Raw genomic sequence first — 24,630 nt, 5'->3', positions numbered from 1 at the left:
GCAGGGACGGGCCCCGGACGCGGGCGCGCGGCGGCTCAGCGCTTGACGGGCTCCAGGACCTCCAGGCCCAGGAACTTCCGCAGGGCCTCGGGCACGCGGACCGAGCCGTCCGCCTGCTGGTGGTTCTCCAGGATCGCGACGATCCAGCGGGTGGTGGCGAGGGTGCCGTTCAACGTCGCGACCGGCTGGTTCTTGCCGTCGGCGTCGCGGTGCCGGACCGCGAGGCGCCGCGCCTGGAACCCGGTGCAGTTGGACGTGGACGTGACCTCGCGGTAGGTGCCCTGCGTCGGGACCCACGCCTCACAGTCGTACTTGCGGGCCGCGCTCGCGCCGAGGTCGCCCGCCGCGACGTCGATCACCCGGTAGGGCAGCTCGACCTTCGCGAGCATCTCCTTCTCCCACTCCAGCAGCCGCAGGTGCTCGGCGTGGGCGTCACCGGGGTCGCAGTAGGAGAACATCTCCACCTTGTCGAACTGGTGGACGCGGATGATGCCGCGCGTGTCCTTGCCGTACGAGCCGGCCTCGCGGCGGAAGCACGACGACCACGCCACGTACCGCCGCGGCAGCTCGTCGATGATCTCGTTCATGTGGTAGGCGGCCAGCGGCACCTCGGACGTGCCGACGAGGTACAGGTCCTCCTGGCGGAGCTGGTACACCTCGGCGGCGTGCGCGCCGAGGAAACCCGTGCCCTCCATCGCCTCCGGCTTCACGAGCACCGGCGGGTACATCGGCACGAAGCCCGACGCGACGGCCTGCTCCATGGCGAGGTTCAGCAGCGCGTACTGCAGGCGCGCGCCGACGCCGGTCAGGTAGTAGAAGCGCGCGCCGGCGACCTTCGCGCCGCGCTCCATGTCGATGGCGCCGAGGCCCTCGCCCAGCTCCAGGTGGTCTTTGGGCTCGAAGTCGAACGCGGGCGGCTCGCCGACCGTCTCCAGGACGACGAAGTCCTGCTCGCCGCCGGGCGGTGCGTCCTCCTCGATGAGGTTGGGCACCCCCCTCAGCAGCGCGTCGAGCTCCTCGCCGAGCCGGTCGGCGCCGGCCTCGGCGTCCTTCACCTGCTGCGCCAGCTCCTTCGCGCGGGCCAGCAGCGCCTGCCGCTCGTCGCCCTGCGCCTTGGACACCGACTTGCCGAAACTCTTCTGCTCGGAACGCAGCCGCTCGAACGAGGTGAGCGCCGAGCGGCGCCTCTCGTCCAGGTCCAGCAGCCGGTCGACGACGCCGTCATCCTCGCCGCGGGCGCGCTGCGAGGCGCGCAGCCGCTCGGGATCCTCTCGAAGAGCTCGCAGGTCAATCACAGACCCGAGGCTACCGGCCCGGACCCCCGTCCGCGCGCGAGTATCGCCGTTCCCGGGCGGGCCGGACGCCCGGCGGCGCGGAGCCCCCGGTCAGCGGGCTCCGGAGGCCAGCAGCGCGTGCGCCGGAAGGGCGACCTTCCCGTCCGGCGCCGCGTACCCGGCGACGATCCGGTCGAACTCCTTCTTGATCCGCTGGACGGTCGCGGCGTCCTGGCGGCCGACGATGACGCCGTTGGTGCCGACCCGGGACAGCGCGCCCGTCTCCCACCACACCTCGGGGTCGACGACGTGCTCCCACGTCACCTCCTCGACGGTGACTTCCGCGAAGCCCGCCGCGGACACCAGGCGGCGGAACGCCGCGGTCTCGCCGTGCTCCATGAACGGCGGCTCCGGGATGTCGTCCGGCCACGGCACCCCCGCCGCCTCGATCGCCTCGCGGACGACCGCGAGGGCCCCGCTGCCGGGCATGACCCAGCAGCTCAGCGCCAGCCGCCCGCCCGGGCGCAGCACCCGCCGCAGCTCCGCCAGGACCACCTCGGGGGAGCCCACATGGTTGATCACGAAGTTGCCCGCGACGGCGTCGAACGCGGCGTCCGCGAACGGCACGTCCGGCAGGACCGCGACCCGCACGTCCAGGCCGGGGACGTTCCTGCGCGCGGTGTCGGCCATGTCGGGGTCGGCGTCCATCGCCGTGACCGAGGCGCCGCGCCCGGCCGCCGCCGCGGACACGACGCCGGGCCCGGTGCCGACGTCCAGGAGCCGTGTCCCGGCCGCGACGCCCGCCGCGTCCAGGAGCGGGCCGACCATGTAGCGGGTCACATGCGCGAAACCCCGCTCGTACGCGGGCGCGCGCCCGGCCCACAACTCCCGCTCGTAAAGATCGAAGTCCTTGGCCATCCAGGCAGGGTAGCCCGCTAGCCGCGGATGGACTCCAGCCACGTGGACGCCTTCGTGAAGTCGTCGTCGTGGGTGCCGCGGCGGATCTCGGGACGGATCTGGTCGGCGCGGGCGTAGGAACCGACGAAGCGGACGTCGGCGCAGACCCGGCGCAGTCCCATCAGCGCCTCGCCGACGCGGGCGTCGGCGACATGGCCCTCGAAATCCATCCAGAAAAGGTAGGAGCCGAGGCCCGCGCCGGTCGGGCGGGACTGGATCAGCGTCAGGTTGATGCCGCGGACGGAGAACTCCGTGAGGATCTCCAGCAGGGCGCCCGGGTGGTCCTCGCCGATGAACGCGACGACGGTCGTCCGGTCGGTCCCGGTGGCCTCCGGCGGCGCGCAGGGGCGGCGCAGGACGATGAAGCGGGTGACCGCGTCGGCGACGTCGTGGATGTCCTCGACGAGCACGGACAGGCCGTAGCGGGCGGCGGCGAACGAGCCGGCGAGGGCCGCGTCGTAGTGGCCGTCGGCGACGTGCTGGGCGGCCTCGGCGTTGGACGTGGCGGCGTGCCACTCGGCGTCGGGGACGTGCCCCGCGAGCCAGCGGCGGCACTGCGGCTGCGCGATCGGGTGCGAGGCGACGGACTTGATGTCGTCCATCGTGACGCCGGGACGGACGAGCAGCGCGAACGACACCGGCAGGAGGATCTCGCCGACGATCTGGAGGGGCTCGCCGGTCGCCAGCTCGTCCAGCGTGGCGGGGACGGAGCCCTCGACGGAGTTCTCCAGCGCGACGACGGCGGAGTCGACCTCCTCGCGGCGCAGCGCGTCCAGGACGGCGGGCACCGTCGCGTACGGGACGTGCTCGGCCTCGGCGGCACCGGGGATCGACAGGAGCGCGGCCTCGGTGAACGTGCCGCGCGGGCCGAGGTAGGCGTAGCGTTCGGGCCTGCTGGCGTCGGTCACGTGGTCCCCCGGGTGCTGTGGAAGCCGAATGTGCGGCTGGGAAGGTCCTGTGACAGCCGAGTTTACTGCCCCGGACGAAAAGGATCACGGCCGCGCGTCCGCCCGATCGTGCGGCCGGATCGTGCGGCCCGCTTGTGCGGCCGGGACGTCAGGTGCGGGCGGTCTGGGCGCGCTCGCTGCCGTAATCGGCGAGGGGGTCGTCCATGGACACGACGGGACCCTTGCCGAGCCGGGCCGCGCGCAGGGCCTGGTTCTCCTCGGGGGAGAGCATCTCGATGGGATGCCCGTCCCGGACGACCTTGGCGTAGGTCCGCGTCTCGGTCCGCCCGTTGATCGAGCTGATCACCACGCCGTCACCGACGGCGTTGATCAGCGCGAGCGAGAAGGACCGGTGCCCGGACATCTCCTTGAGCGCGTCGTAGTGGACGATGGCGAGGTCGCGCATGGCGCGCTCGTCCACCGATCCGCTGGCGACCTGGAGCTGGCGCCTGAGCATTTCCCCGCACTCGTCCACGACCTGGTTGACCCGGTTGTGGGCCACCACCGCGATGGACAGTCCGGCCACCCCGGCGACCAGGCCGGCGACGGCCACCGCGACAAGCATCACGGGGCGAGCGTACCGATCTCCACCTCACGTTGCGAAGTATCTTCGTCACCGGGCCCGGGAAAGAGCCGTTTCGGGAGCCAGACACCGAGGACGACCACCGCCGCGATCGCCGCGGCGCCGAACGCGTCCTGGACCACCCGGCCCCAGAAAACCGAGAAAAGGGAGTGGTCCGGGCCGATCAGCTTGGTCCCCCACCAGGGCAGCGGGAACAGGAAGTAGACCCAGACGGCGGCGGCGATCAGACATCTGCGCGTGTCCCGCCCATCTCCGGCCAAAGCGCCGATAACTGGGATGATCCACACCAGGTGGTGGATCCAGCCCACGGGGGACAGCAGGACCGACAGCAGCCCGACGATCGCGACGCCCGCCAGCAGCAGGCTGTAGGCGTCCGGCCCGGCGAGCCGGTCGGCGGCCGCGTAGTGGTCGGTGCCGCCGACGCGTCCGGTGAGGGAGGGAAGGTCGGCCTTCTCATCCGCCTTGTAGGTGACGTGGCGGGCGAGCTTGAAGCCGTAGTAGGCCATCGCCAGGACCAGCACCAGCCACACCAGCGACCTGGCGGGCCCCTCGGGCAGGATCCGCGCGACGACCCCGTTGATCGCCTGGTTGGTGGTGCCGCTCACGCTGCCGGTGCGGTCGCCTCCCTGGAGCAACGCGCCGAACCAGTAGTCGGCCGAGTCGGACGGCAGCAGCGCGAACGCGCCGAGCGTCGCGGCGGCGGCCGTGAGGAGCGCGTTGACCGCCGCGTCCCGCCGCCCGGTGATGAGGAAGTAGATGAGGAAGACGCCCGGCACCAGCTTGATCGCAAGGGCGAGGCCGACGAGCATGCCGCGCGGCCAGCGCGCCGAGCGCGTGCAGCAGTCGGCCAGGCACAGCGCGAGCAGGAACAGCCCCACCTGCCCGAACCGGATCTGGTCGCGGACGGGGTCGAGCCAGGCCGTCGCCGCGACGAGGACGCCGGCGGCGAGCGGCGCCCAGCGGCCCGCCCGCCGGACGAGGTCGCGGAACGCGTACCAGACGGAGATCACCAGGGCGGCGTACAGCAGGATCGTCCACGTCCACTGCGCCGCGCGCCAGGGGAGCAGGGTGAACGGCACGGCCAGGACGGCCGCGAAGGGCGGGTAGGTGAAGGGCAGGAACTGCGGCGGCTGCGTCAGGACGTCGTAGAGCGGCGCGCCTCGCAGCAGCGCGCGCCCGCCGTCCCGGTAGACCTCCAGGTCGACGAGCCTCTGGTCGGGCTGGTTGCCCAGCCAGCGGGTGACGATCGGCGTCACCGCCACGACCGCGACGGCGATCCCGGCCAGCAGGATCAGCAGGTCCGCGGGTGTGCCCCACCGCCTCGCGGCGCGTGAGGGCTCGGACCCCTCACCCGCACCACTGACTTCGCGCATCCCCACATCCTGGCGTAAGCGGGACGCCGGCCCGTCCGGAGCGGGCCGTCCCGAGGATGCAGGATATGCACCCGGGCGCCCTTTCGCGCCGCGCCCGCCGCGCCGCGCGGGCGGGGTTCCGGGGCCGTACCCGGCGCCGTCCCGGACGCCCCGCGCGTGCCGGTGAGCCTCTTGTAGCCTGAGGGCCATGATTGCGCGGGGGACGGGGATCGGGGTGTTCCTCGCCGTCGTCGTGGCGGTCCTGGGCGGCCTGTCCGGTTCGGCGCCGGCGGTCGCGGGAACCCCGGCCACCGGCGGGAACGCGGTGGCGGACGGGCGCGCGGCGGCGCCCACGATCACCGGCCGGGTCGTGATCATCGGGATTCCCGGGCTGCTGTGGAAGGACATCGGGCCCCAGCGGACCCCGGCCCTCTGGGGCCTGACCGCGCAGGGCTCGGCCGGTGGCCTCAGCGTCCGCACCACCAAGGTCAACACGTGTCCCACGGACGGCTGGCTGACGCTGTCGGCGGGGCAGCGGGCCCGGCTGGCGCACGGTGACTGCGCGCTGCCCTCCTCCCCCATCGTCTCCGGGCAGCCCTCCCCCAGCGGGCCGCCGCCCCCCGGCGGCGCGGTCGCGCCGGGCTGGCCCGCGATCAAGGGCGACAACGCCGGGACGTCCTACCACGCACAGGTCGGGCTGCTCGGCGACGCCGTCCACTCGGCGGGCGGCTGCACGACGGCGGTCGGGCCCGGCGCGGTGTTCGGGCTCGGTGACGGCAACGGGCGGGTCGACCACTACGCGCCGTCCCCGGACAAGGTCACCGCCGCCGAGTGGTCCCGCTGCGAGATCACCGCCGTGGACGTCGACGAGATGTTCCGCGCCTACCTCGACGCCGGGGTGGACCCGCACGGCGATCAGGTCCCGGTCGAGGACGACCAGCGCGGCGCCGCCGCGGCCGCCGTCGACCGCCGGGTCGCGCAGGTGCTGTCGGGCGTCCCGGGCGGCACGACGGTGCTGGTCGCGGGGCTCTCCGACACCGGCGTCCGGCCCCGCCTCCGCGTCGCCGCGGCGAAGGGCGGCGGCTACGGGCCGGGCTTCCTGACCTCGGGCGCCACCCGGCAGGACGGCCTCGTCACGCTCACCGACCTCACCGCGACCACGCTGAAGCTGCTGGGGCTGCCGCAGCCCAAGGAGGCCGTCGGGTCGCAGTGGCGCTCCCAGCCGTCGTCGGCGTCCACCTCGGACCGGGTGGCCGCGCTGGAGGACGAGGACGTCGCGGCGCAGGCGATCCGCAACGTCCAGACCTCGTTCTACTGGGTGCTGTTCGCGGTGCAGCTCGTCCTGTACGGGATCGCGGCGCTGGCGCTGCGGCGGCTGGGCGGCGACCAGCGGTCACGTGCGCGGATCCTCGGCGGGACCCGTGTCATCGCGCTGCTCGGCGGCTCGGCGCCGGGCGCGTCCTTCCTGGCGGGGTCGATGCCGTGGTGGCAGGCCCCGCGCCCGACCCTCACCCTGATCTGCGCGGTGCTGGGCTTCGCGGGCCTGATGACGGGCGTGGCGCTGGCCGGTCCGTGGCGCCGCTCGTCGTTCGCCCCCGGCCTGATCATCACCGGGCTGACCGCGCTCATCCTCGCGCTGGACGTGATGACGGGCTCGGCGCTCCAGCTCAACACCCTGATGGGCTACACCGCGCTCGTCGCCGGGCGCTTCTACGGGTTCGGCAACCAGGCGTTCGCGCTGTTCGCCGTCGCCGCGATCCTGACCTCGGCGTGGCTGGCCGAGTACCCCCTGCGCGCCGGACGTCCCGGACGCGACGGCCCGCCCCCGCCCAGGTGGCTCGCCTACCGGGACGGGAAGGCCGCGGCGGTCGGCGTGGTCGCGCTGGTCGGCGTCGTCGCGGTCGCGGTCGACGGGCTGCCCGCCTGGGGCAGCGACTTCGGCGGCGTCCTGGCGATCGTGCCCGCGTTCGCCATGCTCGGCATGATGATCGCGGGCCGCCGGGTGTCGCCGCTCCGGCTCGCCCTGTTCTGCGCGGCGGGGCTCGTGCTGGTGCTGCTCATCTCCTACGTGAACTCGCGCAGCGCCAACCCGACGCACCTCGGCCGGTTCTGGCAGGACCTCATGGACGGGGATGCCTGGGAGGTCGTGAAGCGCAAGTTCGAGGCCATGGTCGGCAGCCTCGGCTACTGGCCGTTCACGCTCCCCCTGGCGGCGGCCCTCGGGTTCCTGTTCTTCGTGCTCGTCCGGCCGAACCGGTGGCGGATCTCGCTGCTCAGCCGCTCGTACGAGCACAGCATCACGATGCGCCCGGCGCTGGTCTGCGCGCTGGCGGTCGGCGTCATCGGCACGCTGGTGAACGACTCCGGCGTGGTGATCATGTCGGTGGCGTTCAGCCTGGCGACCCCGCTGATGCTCGCGGCGGGCGTCCGGTCGCTGGAGCTCGACCTGATCGCAGACAGAGAGCGGCCAGAACCACGAGAACCGCGAGGAGCGTCCACGGGATCACCGTCGGCCGAACGACCGTGACGAGCCAGGACAGGCTTTCCGGCAGGCCGATGCGGGCGGGCGCGCGCGCGGGCAGGTAGGCCAGGCTGAGTGCGGTGGTGTGGGCGAGGAGCACCCAGTCGAAGCGCGTCCAGGGGAGCAGCGCCAGAAGCGCCCAGCCGAACCCGTCGTACCAGGGGAGTTCGTAGGGGGCGGCCAGGAGCCAGGCGAGGATCAGCGCCGCGGCTATCCGGCGCTGGTCTTCTTCGTCCTTCGGCAGCGCGCGCGCCAGCAGGACGAACAGGAGCACTCCGAGGACCATCGAACCGGCCTTGATGACGCCGCGGTGTTCGCCTCGTCCCAGCAGGACGTCCACCAGATGCCAGGGGGTGGCGAGCGAGACCATGTTGCTCGCCTGGCTGACCTGGTCCAGTGCGTGCGGCCCGGCGAGCACGTAGGCGACCGCGACCACGGCGCCCGCTCCCCCGGCGAGGGCGGCGAGGCCCGCGACCGCCCGGGGGCTCCGCGACGTCCAGGCGTCCCGCAGCAGCGTCCAGCCGGGCCCGCCGCCCGCCAGCGCGGCGGGCAGTTTGATCGCGGCGCCGGCACCGGCCAGCATCCCCGCGGCCAGCGCCCGCCGGGGACCCGGCGACGGCCCGGTGAAGACCGCGAGGGCCGCCACGATCGGCGCTATCGCCAGGACGTCGTTGTGCGCGCCCGAGACCAGGTGGAACAGCAGCAGCGGGTTGCACGTCCACAGCAGGGCGGTGCGCAGCCGCCGCCCGTCGCTCCGGGCCGTCCGGTAGAGGACGAGGGCGGTGAGCGCGAACGCCAGCGTGTTGATCACGGACAGGACGAACACCGTCAGCCGCACCGAGCCGCCCCCGGCCCACGACGCGAACGCCTGGGAGCCCGTCGCGATCGGCCCGTACACCGACGGAGTGAACCGCCATTCCTCGGGCGAACCGGCCACCGGGTCGCCGGGCAGGTCCACGGCCCGCGTGACGTACGGGTCGTGGCCGGTCGCCGCCATCCGCCCGTAGGAGGCGTAGTTCAGGTGGTCGGCCGACCCGGACGGCGGCAGGAACGTGAACGCCACCGCGGCGAGCAGCCCGGCGGCGACCAGCGGGAACGGCCTCACGCGCCAGCCGCGCGCGACGGCCGCGAGGCACAGCCCGAGCCCGGCGGCGCCCGCGAGCACACCACCGGCCGCGAGCCCGATCACCAGGTGGGGCGGGGGATGGGCGTCCAGCGAATAAGGGGGATGGCCGCCGTCGCCCGCCAGGGTGGGCACGAACGCCGACGGCCCCAGCACGGCGACGGTGAAGAAGCACGCGACGGCGGCGCCGATGGCGTACAACCCGGCGGTCCCGGCTCGTCGTCCGGGCGCCGCCCGCTCGGCGGGTTCTTCGTTCGGGGGGTTCTTGTGGCCCACGCGGGACGCGCCGGGGCCGGGACGGGTCATCGTCTACGGCCGCCCAAGCGGGCGAGCTGCCCGGCCACCACGGGCTCGCGGACGGCGAGGGCCCTGGCCACGTCGCGGAACTGCCGGGCCCGGTGCACCTGCGCGCGCCAGTCGGTGCCGGTCGCGCGGTGCGCCAGCGGCACCTCCACCTCCGTCACCCGGAACCCCTTGCGCAGCAGGTCGATGGTGAGGGCGGTCTCCACGCCGAACCCGGCGGCCAAGGGGAGCGCGGCGTCGAACGCGGCCCGCGTCAGGCAGCGCTGCCCGTTGAGGGGCTGGGTGGCCTCCCAGCCGGTGGCGCGCCTGATCCCGTCGCGGGACAGCCGGACGACGAACCCGTGCCCGCCGAGCTTCACGGTCGAGGAGAACGCCGCGATCGTCATGTCCGCCTCACCGGCCAGCACCGGCTCCGCCAGCGGCGCCGCCTCACGCGCGGTCTCGGCGAGGTCGGCGTCCAGGAACAGCAGGTGGCGGGGCTGCTCGCGGTCCTCGTCCAGCAGCCGGACGGCCTCGGCGCCGGTCTCCATCGCCGCGCCCTTGCCGCGGTTGCGGCCGTGCCGCACGACCCGCGCCCCGGCCTGCCGGGCGACCCGCCCGGTGCCGTCGGACGAGCCGTCGTCGACCACCATGACCAGGCCGGCGCCGGGCAGTTCCTGCGCGGCCTTGACGGTGGCCGCGATGCGGTCGGCTTCGTCCTTGGCCGGGATGATCACCGCTACGTCCTGCATACCGGTGATCGTAGTGCAGTGGTGCCCGCGATCCCGGCCCAACGGGCACGCCTCCGGCCTCGCTCCACCGGCCGTGCGCCGCACCCGCGCGGACGCCGGGGCCCTCCGCGCCGTCCGGGTCCATCGGGTACCTCGGGGCGTTCGGGTACTCCGAGGCGTTCGGTACTTCTGGGGCGTTCGGGGACTTCGTTCAGCCGGCGTCCAAGGCCGGCGCGGCATCGATGACGGTGAAGACGGTGTCGAGTCCGGTGACCTGGAGGATCCGCTTCACGGCCGGGCGCGGAGCGGCGAGCTCGAGCGCGCCGCCCTGCTCCTTGAGCCGCTTCATGGCCGCAAGGAGCACGTTCATGCCGGTCGAGTCGCAGAACTCGACTCCTTCCAGATCGACCACGATGCGGTTGACCTGGTCGCGCAGGAGGCCCGCGAGGGCCGCCTGCAACCTGGGCGCGGTGTACAGGTCGAGTTCGCCGGTCGCCGTGACGACGGCGTGACCACCCTGAGACGCAGTCGAGACGTTCAACTCCACGTTCGGCACACTATCTCGCCGAAGGCGTGCGGGCCAGACAGTTCACCAAGTCCCGTGTGGCGTGGGCGTGTCCGGGACGCGTCACCGCCGGAGTAGCCCGTACGCTTTGTGAACTACGTTGGGTGATGTCGTGGTTTCGGTTATGCGTGAAGGTGGCGGCCGCGCCGGTGTTCTGCGTGGTTCTACCTCGCGGAGCGTCCGAGTAGGGAAGGCTGGGCGCGTGCAACAGCGGCTTGAGGAGGTGCGCCGCACGTGAAAGCCGATCGAGTGGCGGACCCGAGAGAGACACGGCTCCGCGAGCGGCTGGAGACGATCCGCGCGCGCTCGGAGAAGTCCACGTCCTGGCGTTCCTCCACGCGGTACCTGTCCCGCCTGGTGAACAAACAGGGATTCGTTCCCGTCCGGACCCGCCTCGCCCGTGAGGACATCGCCTTCCTCGCCGGCGCGCGGGACGAGGTGATCGCGTTCGCGGACCTGGGCATCCGCCTGCTCGAACTGCATCGTCCCCAGGAGGCGGGCGGCATCACCAGCGATCCCGACAGCCCCATCCGGCGCTGCCGCGCATGCATGTGGCGCTGGCCCTGCCCCACCTTCCGCGCCATCGACGACGCCATCGACAAATAGACCGGCCTGACGGCCGGCCACCGGACGTCAGGAGCCGAGGGGGAGACGGACCTCGAAACGGCACCCCGGCCCCTCGTTCGCCACGCCGATCCGCCCGGCGTGGGCCTCGACGATGCCCCGGGCGATGGCCAGGCCGAGTCCGGCGCCGCCGCCCGGGGTGCGGGCGGCCTCACCGCGGAACGCCACGTCGAACACGCGCGGCAGGTCCTCCTCGGGGATGCCGCCGCAGGCGTCGGCGACCGTCACCCTCGCCTCGCCGTCCAGGACCTCGCCGATGATCTCCACCGCGCCGTCGCTCGGGGTGTGCCGGATCGCGTTCACCACGAGGTTGCGGAGCGCGCGGCCCAGCTCCCCCGTGTCCACCTGGACGGGCAGCCCCTCCCGGACGTCGCCGCGGACGCGCACCCCCTTGGCCCGCGCGAGCGGCTCCGTGCCCGCCACGGCCTCGGCGACCAGGTCCGCGAGGCCCACGCGCCGCCGCGACAGCCGCAGGGCGCCCGCGTGGATCCGGGACAGCTCGAACAGGTCGTCCACCATCTCGGTGAGCCGCTCCGCCTCGACGCGGATCCGCTCGTGGTAGCGCCGGACGGTGCGCTGGTCGGCGACCACGCCGTCCTCCAGCGCCTCGGCCATCGCCCGCAGCCCGGCCAGCGGGGTGCGCAGGTCGTGGCTCACCCAGGCGACCAGCTCGCGGCGGCTGGCCTCCAGCGCCTGCTCGCGCGCGTGCGCGGCGGCCAGCCGGTCGTAGGCGGCCTCCAGCTCGCGCGACAGCTCGGCCAGCTCGGCGGGCAGCCGCGCGGCCGGGGGACGGAACCGGTCCGCGCGGACGGCCTCGGCCAGCACCCGGTTCGCGGCCACCAGCCTCCGCCCGAGCAGCACCGACACCGCCATGGCGACCAGCCCCGCGGACGTCACCACCGCGAGCACGACCGAGCGGTCGTGGTCGTTCAGCAGCATCAGGAACGAGATCACGAGGATGCCCGAGATCATCGCCAGCACGGTCGCCGCGCCCACCACGGCCAGCTGGACCGCCACCGAGCGCTCCCGCAGCGCGTGCAGCAGGGCGAGCGCGACGCCCGCGACGACCAGCGCGGCCAGCGCCGCGTAGAACACGACCCACAGCAGGTCCTCGAACGGGATCATCGCCGTCCTACCGCGGCTCGTACCGGTAGCCGACGCCCCAGACCGTGACGATGCGGCGCGGCGCCGCCGGGTCGTCCTCGATCTTCTCGCGGAGCCGCCGGACGTGGACGGTGACCGTGGACGAGTCGCCGAACGTCCAGTCCCAGACGCGCTGGAGCAGCTCGTCGCGGGTGAACGCCTGCCGGGGGTGGCGCAGCAGGAACGCCAGCAGGTCGAACTCGCGGGCGGTCAGCGCCAGCCGCGTGCCGCCCAGGGCCGCCTCGTGCGCGCCGACGTCGACGACCAGGTCGCCGTCCCGCAGCGGCGCCCCGGGCCCGGCCGGGACGATCGCGCCGCGCGCCCGCCGCAGCACCGACCGGACGCGCAGGGTCAGCTCCCGCGGGCTGAACGGCTTGGTCACATAGTCATCGGCGCCGGTCTCCAGCCCGACGAGACGGTCGGTCTCGGTGCCGAGCGCGGTCAGCATCACGATCGGGACGACCGAGGTCTCGCGGAGCCGCCGACACACCTCCAGGCCGTCCATGCCGGGCAGCATCAGGTCCAGGACGACGAGGTCGGGCGGGTGGTCGCGGGCCTCGCGCAGCGCCGCGTGCCCGTCCGCGACGCACTCGACCTCGTGGCCGTCGCGCGCCAGGTAGCGGGCGACGACCTCGGCCACGGTCGGGTCGTCGTCGACCACGAGGACGCGGCCCGCGTGGGTCACGGGCCGCCACCCCGCCCTGAGGCGCGCAGAGAGGTCACCTCTTCACGCTACGACGCGGGAGGCCGTCCCAGCGGCCCTGTCACCACTCCGTAAGGTTTCGACCAGGCCGTTCCGCCTCCGTCCGTCAGGGTGCGCCCCTGGGACGCCTCAGGGTGGCCCTCCGCCGAACGGCGGGCGGCGGGGGGTCCAGGGTCGTCCCCTGGTGTGATGACGATCAACGACAGGCGGTTTACGGTGAGGTCATGGGAAAGACAATCCTGACAATCCTCGGTGTGGTCCTCGCGATCTGGGTCGCGATGAGCGTCATCGGCGCCGTCGTCTCCATGCTGAAGGTCTTCTTCTTCATCGGGTTCGTCGCCGTCCTGGTCGTCCTCGCGGTGACCCTGATCTCCAAGACCTCCAGAAGCCGATAAGGGCCGGCCGGTCTCTTATGAGGGGGTGTCCCCGCACACCCCCCCCGAAGAGCGCATACCTCTTGCCCGGGTCCGCCCAGCACCGCATGATGCGCAGTACCTAGCGGCCGTTGGCGAAAGGACCTCCCGTGCCGGGTCTGACCGAGATACTGCGCGAGCGTGCGAAAACCCACCCCGACCGCGTCGCGTTCATCGCGGGTGACGCCCGGATCACCTACCGGGACTTCGACCGGCGCGCCGACCGGGCCGCGGCTGCGCTGGCGGGATCCGGGGTCGGGCGCGGTGACCGCGTCGCGATCCTCGACAAGAACTCCATCGAGTACGCCGAGCAGATGTTCGGCGCGGCCCGGCTCGGCGCCGTCCAGGTGCCGGTCAACTACCGGCTGGCACCGGACGAGGTCGCCTATATCGTCAACAACGCGCAGGCGAAGACCTTCATCGTCGGCGCGGAGTTCGTGCCCGTCCTGGACGCGATCGCCGGGAAGCTCGACCACACGACCCACACGGTGGTCATCGGCGGCTTAGACCACGCCCACCTCGACTACGCCTCCTGGTTGGACGAGGCGGACGCCGCCCCGCCCGAGGCCGGGACCGACACCTCGGACGTGTTCGTCCAGCTCTACTCCTCCGGCACCACGGGCCTTCCCAAGGGCGTGATGCTGACGCACGACAACTTCGCCGCGGTCCTGCCCCTGGCGAGGGACGCGTGGGGCATCGAGGACTCGTCCGTGATGGCGGTCGCGATGCCGATGTACCACGTGGCGGGCAGCGCGCTCACCGTCTGCGTGATCTTCGACGGGATCACCGGCGTCCTCAACCGCGAGCCGGACCCGGCCGCCATCGCCCGCGCGATCGAGCGGCACCGCGTCACCCACATCTTCCTCGTCCCGGTGCTGATGCAGTTCATGCAGCTGATCCCGGAGGTGGCCGAGGCGGACATGTCCAGCCTCAGGCTGCTGCTGTACGGGGCGTCGCCGATCAGCGAGGACGTCCTGCGCGGCACGATGCGCCTGCTGCCCGGCAGCGGGTTCATGCAGGTCTACGGGCTGACGGAGACCACCGGCGTGATCACGATGCTGCCCGTCGAGGACCACGACCCGGGCGGCCCGAACGCGCACCGGCTGCGCAGCGCGGGCCTGGCCAACCCGTCCTGCGAGCTCAGGATCACCGACCCGGCGACGCAGGAGGACCTGCCGCGCGGCGAGGTCGGCGAGATCCTGTGCCGCACGCCGCAGGTCATGAAGGGCTACTGGGGGATGCCCGAGGCGACCGCCGACGCGCTGCTGCCGGGCGGCTGGTTGCGGACGGGCGACGCCGGCTACCTCGACGAGGACGGCTACCTCTACATCCACGACCGCGTCAAGGACATGATCATCTCAGGTGGTGAGAACATCTATCCCGCCGAGGTCGAGAACGCGCTGATGGGGCACCCCGCCGTGAAGGACTGCGCGGTCATCGGCGTCCCCGACGCGCACTGGGGCGAGACGCCGAAGGCGATCGTCGTGCTCTCCGCAGACGTGCCCGACGCCGATCTCATCGACCACTGCCGCGGGGCCATCGCCCACTTCAAGTGCCCGACCTCGGTCGAGCGCCGCGAGTCGATCCCCCGCAACCTCACGGGGAAGGTCCTCAAGCACGAGCTGCGCGCCCCCTACTGGCAGGGCCAGGACCGCGGCGTCCACTGACGCAGCCGTACCGGCGCCGGATCACGGGGATCCTGGAGAACCGCTGACGGGCGGCGACGTCGAGACGCGCCCGGCCGTCCAGGTCCGGGTCACCGGAAGCGGATCACCGCGGACAGGGGGCGGTGGTCGGAGGACGCCACCGGCGCGGCGGGGACGGCGCACGACGCCGCGGCGCCCTTGCTGACGAACAGGTAGTCGGTCTTCTCGGTGGCGGCACCCCGCCAGTCCTGGGCCGTCCCGGCGCCGGAACGTGCCCCGCCCGCGCCCTGGTCGCACTCGTCGTAGGAGCGGTACAGCGGGTCGAGGACCGCGCTCCCCGGGCTGTCTGAGAGGTCGCCGCCGACGACGGCGCGGACCCCGGTCCCGGCGAGCGTCCCCAGCGCGTCGACCTGCTTGCGGCGCCACTCGCCGCTCGGGTCCTCGCCCGCGACGCTGAACTGCGTCGCGCAGAGCCGGGTGTTCCAGGACGGGACGTCGCCGCACACCGCGACCCGCCCCGTCCGCGAAGGCGACGGCAGCGGGGACGTGCGGACGCCGGTGAGCGGCGCCTGGGCGCCCACGGCCACGCCGGGCCGTCCCTGCCCGGCCGCGCAGGAGGGCGCCCCGGTGAACGGCGCGAAGGCCCAGTTCCACCGCCTGCCGGACTTCTTGAGGGCCTGGACCTGCCCGGAGCAGACCTCCTGGAGGAACACCGCGGCCGGTCCGCCCTTGTGCCCGCCCGCCTCCGTCCCGCCGACCTGCTGGACGATCCGCCTCGTCAGCGCCGCGGGGTCCGCGCCGAGCGGGCAGCCGGGCGCGGGCGTCCCGCACACGTTCCACGTCGTCACCTTGACCGTCACCGCGGACACCCCGCGTGCCCCGTCGGCGTGCGCCGGACCGCCGCCGGGCAGCCCGTCGATGGCGGCACCCGCGCCCGCCGCGGCGACCACCGCGGCGGCTCCGCAGACCGAGAGCAGGGGAATCAGGGCGCGCGGGACTCGCACAAAATCTCCAGATTGGGGGGGTTCACCGGGGATGACGTCGAAATCCCACCACATCAAGATCGCATCCGCCAGCCGTTCGCGGCCGCTCGCCCAGGAGAATTCCGGGGCCCGGCGGACGGTCCGTCCGCCGGGCCCCGAACCGGGATCGCGAGGCGCCCTAGCCGAGCAGCGCGGTCACCGTGCCCGCACCGACCGTCAGGCCGCCCTCACGGATGGCGAAGCCGAGCCCCTCGGTCATCGCGACGGGCCTGCCGAGCTCGACGGCCATCTCGACGGTGTCGCCGGGCAGCGCCATGCCGCCGTCGCCGCCGAGGTCCACGCCGCCGGCCACGTCCGTGGTGCGGAAGTGGAACTGCGGCCGGTAGCCGTGGAAGAACGGCCCGCTCCGGCCGCCCTCCTGCGCCGTCAGCACCCGGACGCGCGCCCGGAACCGCGTGTGCGGCCGGATCGCGCCCGGCGTGCTGATCACTTGACCGCGCCGCACCTGGTCGCGCCGGACGCCGCGGAGCAGCATGGCGGTGTTGTCGCCCGCCTCCGCGTGGTCCATCGACCGGCCGAACGTCTCCAGCCCCGTCGCGACGGAGCCGAACGACTCGCTCAGCCCGACGATCTCCACCGCGTCGCCGAGACGGAGCGCGCCCTGCGCCACGACGCCGGTCACGACCGTCCCGCGCCCGGTGATGGTGAGGACGTTCTCCACCGGCATGAGGAACGGCCTGTCCAGCACCCGCTCGGGCACCGGCACGTACGTGTCGATCGCGTCGAGCAGGTCGCCGATCCGGGCCGTCCAGTACGGGTCGCCCTCCAGCGCTCGCAACCCCGACACCCGCACGACCGGGACCTCCTCACCGGGGAACCCGTACTCCGACAGCAGCTCCCGCACCTCCAGCTCGACCAGGTCGAGGATCTCGCCGTCCTCGACCATGTCGGCCTTGTTCAGCGCCACGACGATGTGCCGGACGCCGACCTGGTGCGCGAGCACGATGTGCTCCCGCGTCTGCGGCATCGCGCCGTCCTGCGCCGAGACGACCAGCACGGCCCCGTCCACCTGCGCCGCACCCGTGATCATGTTCTTCACGTAGTCGGCGTGGCCGGGCATGTCGACGTGGGCGTAGTGCCGTGTCCCGGTCGCGTACTCGACGTGCGCGACGTTGATGGTGATGCCGCGGTCGCGCTCCTCGGGGGCGCGGTCGATGCCCTCGAACGGCACGGCGGACGCCAGCCCCCGCGAGGCGAGCACACTGGTGATCGCCGCGGTCAGGGTGGTCTTGCCGTGGTCGACGTGCCCGATCGTCCCGATGTTGAGATGCGGCTTGGCGCGCTCGTACGCCTGCTTGACCATGATCTTCGTCCTCACTGGTGGATCCGGTGAGAACCACGCGCGTCCCCAGGGCACGCGCGTCGTGGTCCACCCCCCTCCGCTGGTTCTCCGGAGGTGGACGGAGAGGGGTCAGCGTCGCGCGCCGCCGTTGGCGACCGCGTCCGCCGCCGCTGCCGGGAAGGCAGCCGGCACCGCGCTCAGCAGGCGGTCGCCTGCGAGCGTGCGGGTGCCGGCTGCGAGGAACATGGTCCGCAGACTACGAGCCGTCATCGGGGAAGTCGACAGGTTTTCCGCGCAGCAGGAACCATCCCACCGCGGCCCCCGCGAACTGGAAGGACGCGATCGCCAGGACGAGCCCGACCGGACCCACCGCGTCCGCCGACGCGGCGGTCAGCGCCGCCCCCAGCGCCGACGCGGCGATCTTGAGGCTTCCCGCCGTCGTGTTGACCTGCCCGAGCCGGTCCGGCGGCGACTCCCGCTGCCGCAGCATCAGCGTCGCCGCGAACAACGGCCCCTCGAACACCCCCGCCGCCGCGAAGGCGGCCATCGCCCACGGAAGCGACGGCACCACCGCCAGCGACGCCAGCGCCGCGCCGAACGCGACCAGCCCGCCCAGCATCACCGGCTCGGCGTGCCGGGGCGTCAGCCACCGGCTGGACGCGAGCGACCCCAGGAACGACCCGATCGCCATGGCCACCAGCAGCTTCCCGCCCGCGCTCGGCGCGGCCCCGATGTGCTGGGCGAGCAGCACCGCCGTCACGGCGACCCCGCCGAACGCCAGCCACGCCAGCGTCGTCGCCGCCGTCAGCGCCCGCAGCACCCGCCCCTCGGCCAGGACGACCAGCCCGCCCGAGATGACCGTCCGCCACCCCCCGCCCCCGGAGGCGCTCGCGACCCCAGGGAAGGGCAAAAGGGGCAGTACGAACATCCCCGCTACAGCGGCACAGACAATGGCGATTCCGGCGTACTGCCCGCCCAGCGATGCCGCGAGCACCGCCGCCAACCCGGGTCCCGCGATGGCCGCAAGGTTGTAACTGGAAGCCTCCAACCCATACGCCCTGGACAGCCGTCCTTTCTCGACGAACCGCGGAAGAAGGCTGGTCAGGGCCACCACCACCGGCTCCGTGCACCCGATCACCGCCGCCACGCACAAGGCGAGCACCAACGGCGAACGCCCCGCAACCATCAGCAGCACCGCCGTCGCCACGGCGTACCCGGCCGCCATGACGACCGCGACACGCCGAGGGCGCGCCACCCGGTCGATCAGATTTCCGACCACCGGCCCGCTCAGCACATACGGCAGCGTCATCGCGGTCTGCAGGTACCCGGCGCTCGCGGCATGCCCCGTCCGCGCCTGGACGGTGAGGACCAGCGCCGTCGCCAAGCCTTCGGCGGAGACCCGAAGGAGCGTGGCGGCCGTGAGATGAAGGGGGAGCGCGGCCGTCCTGCCGATCACCCCGGAATCCTGTCACACCACCGGCGACCTAGACTTTCTCCTGTGACGGACACAACGGCGCACGAGCACACGGTCACCAGCGAGGTCGGGCGGCTGCGGACCGTCATGCTGCACCGTCCCGGCGCGGAACTGAAAAGGCTCACCCCGCGCAACAGCGACAAGCTGCTGTTCGACGCCATCCCCTGGGTCGGCCGCGCCCAAGAGGAACACGACGCCTTCGCCGAGGCCCTCCGCTCACGCGGCGTCGAAGTCCTCTACGTCACCGAACTGCTCCAGGACGCCCTCGAATACGAAGCGGCCAGGGAACGCGCGATCGCCGACGCCACCGCCGACCTCCGCCTGGGCGACCAGCTCCGCGGCGTCGTCGAGGGCTACCTGCGCGACCAGGACCCCGAGAACCTCGCCCACACCCTCATCGCCGGACTGGCCCACGAGGAGCTGAAGTCCGGCCACGGCCTGGTCTACCGCCTCATGGACCGCGTCGACTTCATCATCGACCCCCTCCCCGGCCTGCTGTTCACCCGCGACAACAGCACCTGGATCGGCAACAGGGTCGCCGTCACCAGCCTCGCCATGGAGGCCCGCCGCCGCGAGGCGTCCCTGACCGGCCTGATCTACGCCCACCACCCCCGCTTCGCCGGCGTGGAACCGGTGTACACCCCGGACCTCGAACACCTGGAAGGCGGAGACATCCTCCTCCTGTGCCCCGGCGTCATCGCCGTCGGCACCGGCGAGCGGACGACCCCCGCAGGCGTGGAACGCCTCGCCCGCCAGGTCATCGGCGCCGGCCTGGCCCACACCATCCTGGCCGTCCCCATCGCCCAGGAACGCGCCACGATGCACCTCGACACCGTCTGCACCATGGTCGACGTCGACACCGTCGTCATGTACCCCCCGGTCGCCCACTCCCTGACCGCCTACACGGTCACCCTGGTGGACGGCGACCTCCACGTCACCGAACCCCGCCCCTTCCTGGAATCCGCCGCCGAAGCCATGGGCCTGGACCGCCTCAAGGTCATCGACACCGGCCTGGACCCCGTCACAGCCGAACGCGAACAATGGGACGACGGCAACAACACCCTCGCCGTAGCCCCCCGCCTCTGCGTCGCCTACGAACGCAACATAGAGACTAACGCCCAACTAGAAGCAGCAGGCATAGAAGTCATCCGCATAACCGGCAGCGAACTAGGCACAGGCCGAGGCGGCCCCCGCTGCATGTCATGTCCGATATTCAGAGCATCACCCTCGGCGTCGGGCGTTTAACGCCCTCCTTCCACGGGCGACGCGGCGATCGCTGCATCGCTCCGGCTCGCCTGGGGGCTCGCTGCGCGATCAGTTCCTCGCAAGCTCGAAACTGGCTTCGCATGCGATCGCACGCCCTGAGGTCGCTGCGGGCTGGCCAGACGGTCCGCAGGTGGAAGACAATGCGCGGCGAGTTCCGCAAGGCGCCTTCCGTCAGGGCGGACGCGGTGAAGGGCCGTCAGCCTCTCCGCGTCCGCGTAACGGGCGCACGAGCGTTTCCGCGGCCTCGCAGGCGCTCAGGTCGCCGCGTCGTAGGGGCAACCGGAGCTACGGGTTCAGCAGGTATCACCCTTCGGGCGTGATCGGACGAGCCGTCCCCGCCAACTGGCTGGAGCGCCCGCAAGCACCGCCGCCCCGCAGCCATAGCTCCGCCGCCGGAAATGCCCGAACCCAGCATAGTGCTCCCGTGCGCCCCCTATTGGCCGACAGAACCGCAGGTCAGCAAGCATGCTCCCCGTGCACGCAGGGAGCCCGACGACACCGGCCACATAACCCGTGGCGCCGCGGCATGCTCCCCGTGCACGCAGGGAGCCCGACCGCGCCGGGTCCCGCCGCCACCATCGACCCATATGCTCCCGCGCACGCAGGGAGCCCGACCGCTCCCCGACGACGAACCCCCCGAGGAAACAATGCTCCCCGCGCACGCAGGGAGCCCGACCTCAGGTTGCCTCCACCCTGGCCCGTTCAGGAATGCTTCCCGCGTACGTAGGGAGTCCGACAGGGCCGCGATGATCAGGGGCCTGGTAGCGGGATGATCCCCGCCCACGCACGGAGTCCCACCGCGTGGCGCCGCCGCGCAGTGCCGGGATCACGTGCTCCCGGCGCACGGAGGGAGTCCGACGTCCCGAGATCCAGACGTCTCCCGATGCCCCCACGCACGCAGGGAGGTCCCGCGACTTGCGTCGGGGAGCATCGAGCTGAAGGGGTGCTCCCCGCCGCGCAGAGAGTATCCCCCTCGTCCTGGGTGTTCCCGTGGCGCGGCCGTGCGCCCCGCGCACGTCGGGAAGGTACCGCCGGGACTGCCGGAACGACGTCCTGCGCGGCGCGCTCGCTACGCTTACAAGGAAGGTCCCACCCGGTGGGCGGAGCCGGACTACCTGGTCCTGTACTCCCCACGCACGCGGGGCCCCTCTACGTCCCTGAGCGCCCTGCGGCGCGGTCGTGCGCCCTCACGCACGTAGGAAGGTACTGCCGGGGCGGCCGGGTCGATGGCCTGCGCGGCGCTTCCTACGCGTACAGGGAAGGTCCTACCCCGTCGGCGGAACCGGACGGCCTGATTCCGTGCTTACCGCGCATGCAGCGTAGGTCCCCCGACGTCGCCGAGCTGGTGCGCGGCATGGCGTGCTCACCGCGCATGCAGGAAGGGCGATGAGGATCGGAGCCGTGAGTGCTGCCCGCGCACGCAGGGAGGGTCCGGCGGCCAGGGCGCGACGCGGCGGCGACGGTGCGCTCTCCCGCACGCCGGATGGTTCGGTCGTGCTTGCCGAGGCGATGATCGGCCGGGCGTGCTCCCGGCGCGTACAGGATGGTCCGTCCTCGATGTTCCCGGTCCGTACCCACGCGTGCCCCGGACACGTGGGAATGGTCCTCCCCAATGTCGCCAGGACTGAAAGCCGGGTGCTCCCCGCGCACGCAGGGAGGGGCTCGCTCGCAGGTGGTTCGCGACGTCACGGTCGGCGTGTTTCCACATGCAGGGTAGGTGCCCTCGCAGGGCGATGAGGTCCGGAGCCGTTGGTGCTCCCCGCGCACGTAGGGAAGGTGCCCGGGGACGGCCGGGCCGACGTCCCTGCGCGGCGTGCTCCCTACGCCTACAGAGAAGGTCCCACGGGTCGAAGGGGCCAGACGACCCGGTCCGGTGCTTCCTATGCCACAGGGAAGCTTCTGGTTGAAGAGGCGTTCAACTCCCGGTCTCGTGCTCCTCGCACACGCAGGGTGGGTCCTCCGTCGTCGCCGAGCTGGCACGCGGCACCGCGCATGCAGGGGTCCACTCGCAGGTGGTCCACGACGTCACGGCCGACGTGCTCCCCACACGCCGAGAGGGTGCCCTCGCAGGGCGATGAGGTCCGGAGCCGTCAGCGCACGCAGGACAATCCCTGGCACAACACCTCCATCCGGTTGCTGTCGGAGCGCTCCCTGCGCGCGTAGGGAAGATCCCATTTGGTACGGAAGGCCGGACGCGTCCGACGAGTGCTCTTCGCGCACGCAAGCGGGGGGCCACTCGCAGGTGGTTTACGACGTCACGGTCGACGTCTTCCTCACACGCCGGGGAGGTGCCCTCGCAAGCATCCGGTGCGGCTAAGAATCAAGCGTCCGCGGCAGGGCGACCACACCTAAGACACGATGAGTTACCCATTCGACACGAATGATTACACATTGTAGTTGCAGGGTATGGGTTCGGTGTCACCGGGTCGTGGTGCCCTGCCCACGCACGTCCCGCCCATAAGGGCTAGCTGACATCACCGCTCCGGGGGAAGGAACGACAATGACGGTCTCTGTGTATGGATGGGTCGACCGCGAGGGCACGCCCAAGGCCGGCACCGGCTTCAAAGCACGCCGCGACAAGCCGGGCTACTACACCGTCACGCTCGACCGCACATTCTCGGCGCTTCCCGTCGTGGTCACCTCTGTGGTCGAGGCCGAGGACGGACTCGACGGCGCCTACCCGATCGAGATCACCAACCAGGGCTTCAGGGTCGTCACGACTGAGAGCTCCGGACCCGCATCCGACCGGGAGTTCTCCTTCATCGCGACCGGCTGACGCACGCCGTACGAGAACTGCTCGGCGTGCCTGGTCCCCGCGCACCCGGCCGTCGCAGACACCAGTCCGTGGCGAGTCATCCGTGCGGCCTTGCCGGGTGTCGGTGCAGGTCAGAGTACTGACCTGGCCTCGCGGCAGGTCAGGCCGGTGCTCAGGAAGGCGTCCGAGGCCGCTGGGCGAACCTCAAGGAGCAGAGACCGGAACTGGTTGGCCAGCTGTTGGCGGTTCCAGACCGCGTCCTGCTGGGCGCGTGCCAGCACTGCGATGGCCTGCACGAGCTCGGAGTCCGCGGGCATCGGGCGATGGTGCATGGAGTCGTCCCGAGGAGCACATTGTCGGCGACCGGTGGTCTCTGCACCATGCGGGATGGTCCCGGTACGAGGCGCGCAGGCGTGCTTCCTGGGCTCGCTAGGAGAGGTTTGTTTGCGACGCTCAGGGCGGGGCGTCGGGGTGTGCATCCCGCTTGCTCGGGGTGATTGTTGGGCCGTCCTGGCGTGGTTGAGCGGCTGCAGGGACCCTCTGCGCAGCCGGGGGTCGCGCGTCTATTGATGCGCTCGATCTTCTGGCGGGGCTGCTGCGCGTGGGCGCGGTGTCTCGCGGTTCTGGGTGGCTGGGCTTGGCCACGGTGTGTCTGGTGTGGTGCGCGTCGTGGTGGTGGGTTGTCGCTGGAATGTGCGTCACGGTCGTGGCGGGGGCCGTGGCGTGGATGTGGTGGGTGAGGGGGTGAGGGGGTGAGGGGGTGAGTCGTAGCCTCAGGTGGCTGGGACCGGGACGTTGCGATCGCGTCCGAAGGCAGATACGAGCGAAGCGAGGATCTGATCGCGCAGCGAGCCCTCTAGGGCGAGTTCGGAGCGATGCAGCGATCGCCGTGTTGTTCGCCGAAGGAGGGCCGCCAAGGCCCGACGCCAAGAACAACACAATAAAAACAGCTCGGGCGGTGTCGACGGGGGCACGACAGCGCCCGAGCTTGAAGAGGACCATACAAGGTGAGGTGCTGGTCTCTCTAGCCGGGGTATGCCCGGCTTGGGGCCGCTCCATACCTGGTTCCGCTGAAAAGGTGGCTGTCCGGTTCGCCGACCGTGTCGGGGAGGTCGGCCGGCTCGGGCACGGCGGCGTGGGCGTCGGCGGGGGTGGCGGAGCCGTTGGCGCTGGTCGAGCGGGGGGCGCGGAGGACGGCCCAGACCGTGGTGGCGCCGTCTTCGTGGCGGACGCCCCAGCCTTCGGAGAGGGCCTCGACGATGCCGAGGCCGCGGCCGCCGAGTGAGGACAGGGTGCCGGGGCCGCGCCGGGGCTCGGTCATGGCGCCGCCGTCGCTGACCTCCAGTTCCAGGAGGTCGCCGCGTCGGAGCCAGCAGACCTTGACCTGGCCGGACGGGAGGGGGCGCGCGTGGCGGAGGGCGTTGCTGAGGAGCTCGCTCACGATCACGCTGGCGTCGTCGACGATGGACTCGTAGACGCCGGAGGCGACCAGATCGGAGCTGAGGCGCTTGCGGGCGACCGCGACGCTCGACGGCGCGTGTGGCAGTAGTACGACGCTCGACGCCCTCACCTCCTCGTGGATTCGCTGACTCGGACGAGGCCCGTCGCAGCCCTTCCGGTACGACCGAAATGCCCCAATGTCACCGGCCGGAAACACGGGGGATGTGGTTCGCCACCTGCACAACGAGTCTTCGGGCGTCCGGTCACGGTGATCACCCCCGTTTGCGGCGTCGGAACGGAATCTCGTCACCAACGGCGACCAACAATGGATCTATCCAGCCAACGGCGGATTACTCCTCACGCGCGCGTTTCGTCCATCACACCCTGCAGCCACCGAACTTTTCCGCAGAAGCCCAGGCTGCCACCTGTCAGGAAGGGGGAAAGCGCCGGTCACAGCGTTCTCACCCGCTGGTCCAGCACCCTCTATCGTCACGGACAGTAACCGT

19 protein-coding genes and 2 pseudogenes are annotated in these 24,630 nt (G+C 72.2%); 6 read left to right on the top strand and 15 right to left on the bottom strand.

Going from position 1 to position 24,630, the window contains the following annotated elements:
- Positions 1-35 precede the first annotated feature (35 nt).
- From serS to AGRA3207_RS20285, 5 genes are all read right to left on the bottom strand, one after another.
- Positions 36-1,295 carry a serine--tRNA ligase gene (gene serS, locus AGRA3207_RS20305; protein WP_231328628.1) on the bottom strand — a complete coding sequence of 420 codons (1,260 nt, stop codon included), beginning with the start codon at positions 1,293-1,295 and terminating at the stop codon, positions 36-38.
- A 90-nt stretch (positions 1,296-1,385) separates the two neighbouring features.
- The gene (locus tag AGRA3207_RS20300) at positions 1,386-2,192 is read right to left on the bottom strand and encodes a class I SAM-dependent methyltransferase (protein ID WP_231328627.1); all 807 of its coding nucleotides are present in this window, start codon (positions 2,190-2,192) and stop codon (positions 1,386-1,388) included.
- Positions 2,193-2,209: 17 nt separating this feature from the next.
- On the bottom strand, positions 2,210-3,139 hold the full coding sequence (pheA, locus tag AGRA3207_RS20295) for a prephenate dehydratase (protein WP_231328626.1): 930 nt from the start codon (positions 3,137-3,139) through the stop codon (positions 2,210-2,212).
- Positions 3,140-3,287: 148 nt separating this feature from the next.
- Complete coding sequence (locus AGRA3207_RS20290; protein ID WP_231336330.1) at positions 3,288-3,743, bottom strand: DUF4446 family protein; 456 nt, start codon at positions 3,741-3,743, stop codon at positions 3,288-3,290.
- Complete coding sequence (locus AGRA3207_RS20285; protein WP_231328625.1) at positions 3,743-5,134, bottom strand: glycosyltransferase 87 family protein; 1,392 nt, start codon at positions 5,132-5,134, stop codon at positions 3,743-3,745. The genes AGRA3207_RS20290 and AGRA3207_RS20285 overlap by 1 nt, the downstream gene beginning before the upstream one ends.
- Positions 5,135-5,321: 187 nt before the next feature.
- On the opposite strand from AGRA3207_RS20285, the gene AGRA3207_RS20280 reads away from it, so the two are divergent.
- Positions 5,322-7,640 carry a hypothetical protein gene (locus AGRA3207_RS20280; protein ID WP_231328624.1) on the top strand — a complete coding sequence of 773 codons (2,319 nt, stop codon included), beginning with the start codon at positions 5,322-5,324 and terminating at the stop codon, positions 7,638-7,640.
- 517 nt (positions 7,641-8,157) lie between these two features.
- Here AGRA3207_RS20280 and mptB read toward each other — a convergent pair.
- The 3 genes and pseudogenes from mptB to AGRA3207_RS20265 form a co-directional block, all read right to left on the bottom strand.
- A pseudogene (mptB, locus tag AGRA3207_RS39850) lies at positions 8,158-9,063 on the bottom strand (polyprenol phosphomannose-dependent alpha 1,6 mannosyltransferase MptB); the annotation flags it as partial.
- The gene (locus AGRA3207_RS20270; protein WP_231328623.1) at positions 9,060-9,791 is read right to left on the bottom strand and encodes a glycosyltransferase family 2 protein; all 732 of its coding nucleotides are present in this window, start codon (positions 9,789-9,791) and stop codon (positions 9,060-9,062) included. The pseudogene mptB and the gene AGRA3207_RS20270, both read right to left, overlap by 4 nt.
- A gap of 190 nt (positions 9,792-9,981) precedes the next feature.
- Positions 9,982-10,317, bottom strand: a complete 336-nt coding sequence (locus tag AGRA3207_RS20265) for an STAS domain-containing protein (RefSeq protein WP_231328622.1) — start codon at positions 10,315-10,317, stop codon at positions 9,982-9,984.
- A gap of 252 nt (positions 10,318-10,569) precedes the next feature.
- On the opposite strand from AGRA3207_RS20265, the gene AGRA3207_RS20260 reads away from it, so the two are divergent.
- Positions 10,570-10,941, top strand: a complete 372-nt coding sequence (locus tag AGRA3207_RS20260) for a hypothetical protein (RefSeq protein ID WP_231328621.1) — start codon at positions 10,570-10,572, stop codon at positions 10,939-10,941.
- Positions 10,942-10,968: 27 nt separating this feature from the next.
- On the opposite strand, the gene AGRA3207_RS20255 is transcribed toward AGRA3207_RS20260, so the two are convergent.
- On the bottom strand, positions 10,969-12,084 hold the full coding sequence (locus AGRA3207_RS20255) for a sensor histidine kinase (RefSeq protein ID WP_231328620.1): 1,116 nt from the start codon (positions 12,082-12,084) through the stop codon (positions 10,969-10,971).
- A 7-nt stretch (positions 12,085-12,091) separates the two neighbouring features.
- A complete protein-coding gene (locus AGRA3207_RS20250; RefSeq protein WP_231328619.1) occupies positions 12,092-12,787 on the bottom strand; it encodes a response regulator transcription factor in 696 nt (231 codons plus the stop codon).
- Between the two features lie 242 nt (positions 12,788-13,029).
- Between AGRA3207_RS20250 and AGRA3207_RS20245 the strand changes: the two genes are divergently transcribed.
- Together AGRA3207_RS20245 and AGRA3207_RS20240 are read left to right on the top strand one after the other, a co-directional pair.
- Positions 13,030-13,200 carry a hypothetical protein gene (locus AGRA3207_RS20245; RefSeq protein WP_231328618.1) on the top strand — a complete coding sequence of 57 codons (171 nt, stop codon included), beginning with the start codon at positions 13,030-13,032 and terminating at the stop codon, positions 13,198-13,200.
- Between the two features lie 128 nt (positions 13,201-13,328).
- Complete coding sequence (locus AGRA3207_RS20240) at positions 13,329-14,885, top strand: long-chain-fatty-acid--CoA ligase (RefSeq protein WP_231328617.1); 1,557 nt, start codon at positions 13,329-13,331, stop codon at positions 14,883-14,885.
- An 89-nt stretch (positions 14,886-14,974) separates the two neighbouring features.
- On the opposite strand, the gene AGRA3207_RS20235 is transcribed toward AGRA3207_RS20240, so the two are convergent.
- The 3 genes from AGRA3207_RS20235 to AGRA3207_RS20225 all read right to left on the bottom strand — a co-directional run bounded on the left by AGRA3207_RS20235 (position 14,975) and on the right by AGRA3207_RS20225 (position 18,645).
- Positions 14,975-15,868 carry an endonuclease/exonuclease/phosphatase family protein gene (locus AGRA3207_RS20235; RefSeq protein WP_231328616.1) on the bottom strand — a complete coding sequence of 298 codons (894 nt, stop codon included), beginning with the start codon at positions 15,866-15,868 and terminating at the stop codon, positions 14,975-14,977.
- A gap of 157 nt (positions 15,869-16,025) precedes the next feature.
- Positions 16,026-17,210: an elongation factor Tu gene (gene tuf, locus AGRA3207_RS20230; protein WP_231336329.1), complete on the bottom strand. Its 1,185-nt coding sequence runs from the start codon at positions 17,208-17,210 to the stop codon at positions 16,026-16,028.
- Between the two features lie 235 nt (positions 17,211-17,445).
- Complete coding sequence (locus AGRA3207_RS20225) at positions 17,446-18,645, bottom strand: MFS transporter (protein WP_231328615.1); 1,200 nt, start codon at positions 18,643-18,645, stop codon at positions 17,446-17,448.
- Between the two features lie 42 nt (positions 18,646-18,687).
- Here AGRA3207_RS20225 and AGRA3207_RS20220 point away from each other — a divergent pair, with 42 nt between their 5' ends.
- Complete coding sequence (locus AGRA3207_RS20220) at positions 18,688-19,908, top strand: arginine deiminase (protein ID WP_231328614.1); 1,221 nt, start codon at positions 18,688-18,690, stop codon at positions 19,906-19,908.
- 2,521 nt (positions 19,909-22,429) lie between these two features.
- Positions 22,430-22,705 (top strand): hypothetical protein, encoded by a 276-nt coding sequence (locus AGRA3207_RS20215; protein WP_231328613.1) that lies wholly within the window; start codon positions 22,430-22,432, stop codon positions 22,703-22,705.
- Between the two features lie 113 nt (positions 22,706-22,818).
- Here the strand turns inward: AGRA3207_RS20215 and AGRA3207_RS20210 are convergent.
- Positions 22,819-23,028, bottom strand: a pseudogene (locus AGRA3207_RS20210) (IS110 family transposase); the annotation flags it as partial.
- Positions 23,029-23,708: 680 nt separating this feature from the next.
- The gene (locus AGRA3207_RS20205; RefSeq protein ID WP_231328612.1) at positions 23,709-24,254 is read right to left on the bottom strand and encodes an ATP-binding protein; all 546 of its coding nucleotides are present in this window, start codon (positions 24,252-24,254) and stop codon (positions 23,709-23,711) included.
- Positions 24,255-24,630: the final 376 nt, after the last annotated feature.

It is taken from the genome of Actinomadura graeca (genome assembly GCF_019175365.1).
GTDB lineage: Bacteria > Actinomycetota > Actinomycetes > Streptosporangiales > Streptosporangiaceae > Spirillospora > Spirillospora graeca.
This window is presented reverse-complemented; position numbering and strand designations above follow the sequence as displayed.